Origin of the sequence: Cereibacter changlensis JA139, from assembly GCF_003034985.1 — a bacterium.
In the GTDB taxonomy this organism is placed as follows: domain Bacteria; phylum Pseudomonadota; class Alphaproteobacteria; order Rhodobacterales; family Rhodobacteraceae; genus Cereibacter; species Cereibacter changlensis.
On record NZ_PZKG01000329.1, the window covers coordinates 1 to 1,415 of the forward strand.

Sequence of the window (1,415 nt, forward strand, 5' to 3'; positions counted from 1 at the left end):
CTCGGATGAGGTCGCGCTCGAACTCGGCCAGGGTAGCGAAGATACCGAAGATCATGCGACCGGCCGGGGTCGTGGTGTCGATTTCCGCGCCTTGACCGGTCAGCACGCGCAGTCCGACGCCGCGATCCGACAGGTCGCGCACCAGGTTCACAAGATGCGTCAGCGTGCGACCCAGCCGGTCGAGCTTCCAGACCACCAGCACATCCCCCGGCCGCAGGGCCCGCAGGCAGGCCTCGAGTCCGGGCCGCTCATCGCGCACGCCCGAGGCGCGGTCCTCGTAGATCCGCTCGCCCACGACGTCGGCGGCGGCGAGGGCATCGCGCTGCAGGTCGAGGGACTGGGACCCGTCCGCCTTGGAGACGCGGGCATAGCCGATCAGCATGTTTCACAAACGTTCGTTTGAGGTGTTCTTGGGCAGATGATGGCTTTTGACAGCATCTCTGTTTCTTATCTTATATCATAAACAAAACATCAGAAGTACATCCGCAGGAAGAAAAAGATACATGGCCCATCGTACAGTGCTGACTGACCGACAGCGGGCCGCGATATTTGATCTGCCGGCCGTTGAGGCGGCAATGCTGCACCACTACACGCTGTCGGACGACGATCTGGAAATCATCCGCGCCAGACGCCGTTCACACAACCGCTTTGGTTTCGCCCTGCAACTGTGCGCGCTGCGATATCCCGGTCGTCTGCTGGGACCCGGCGAGGTGATCCCTCTGGCGGTCAGCCGCTTCGTGGCGGCGCAGCTGGGCCTGAAGCCCGATGATCTCGCCGGGTATGCGACCCGTGAAGAGACCCGCCATGAGCATCTTGCGGCGCTACGAGAGGTATATGGATACAAGATGTTTGCGGGCAGGGGGTCGCGGGACCTGAAGGCTTGGCTGAACGATGCGGCCGAGGCGTCGCGGTCCAACGATGATCTGGCCCGGCGGTTTGTCGAGCAGTGCCGGGCAACCCGGACCATTCTGCCCGGCGTCACGATCATCGAGCGCCTTTGCGCGGACGCGCTCGTCGCCGCGGAGCGGCGCACCGAGTCCCAGATCGCGGAGCGGCTGGACGATGCCATGCGGACAATGGAATGGTGCAGCGCCATTGCCGACGCCATTGTGGAAACCCATGACCGGATCGTCGGCAAGACGTGGCGTGAGGCGAAATCCAGATGTGATGCTCGTGCGGAAGATGCCAAAGCGGCGCTGAAGGACACCTTGCAGTCCTTCGCCACCCTCGGTTCGGCGCTGCTGGAGGCCCATGAAGATCACGCATCGCTCGAGGAGGCTGTCGGCACTGCCGGTGGCTGGCTGTCCCTCAAGGGGCTGGTTGCAACAGCGGCCCGGTTGACCGACACCCTGGCCGCCGATCCGCTGGCGCATGTCGGCCATGGGTATCATCGCTTCAGGCGCTATGCGCCGCGC

At 64.0% G+C, this 1,415-nt stretch carries 2 protein-coding genes; one reads left to right on the forward strand and one right to left on the reverse strand.

All coding sequences use genetic code 11. The annotated features are described in order from the left end of the window. A partial coding sequence (locus C5F48_RS23750) for a recombinase family protein (RefSeq protein ID WP_146170757.1) occupies nt 1–382 on the reverse strand: 382 nt, incomplete at its 3' end. 121 nt (nt 383–503) lie between these two features. Between C5F48_RS23750 and C5F48_RS23755 the strand changes: the two genes are divergently transcribed. Continuing rightward, a partial coding sequence (locus C5F48_RS23755; RefSeq protein WP_146170758.1) for a DUF4158 domain-containing protein occupies nt 504–1,415 on the forward strand: 912 nt, incomplete at its 3' end.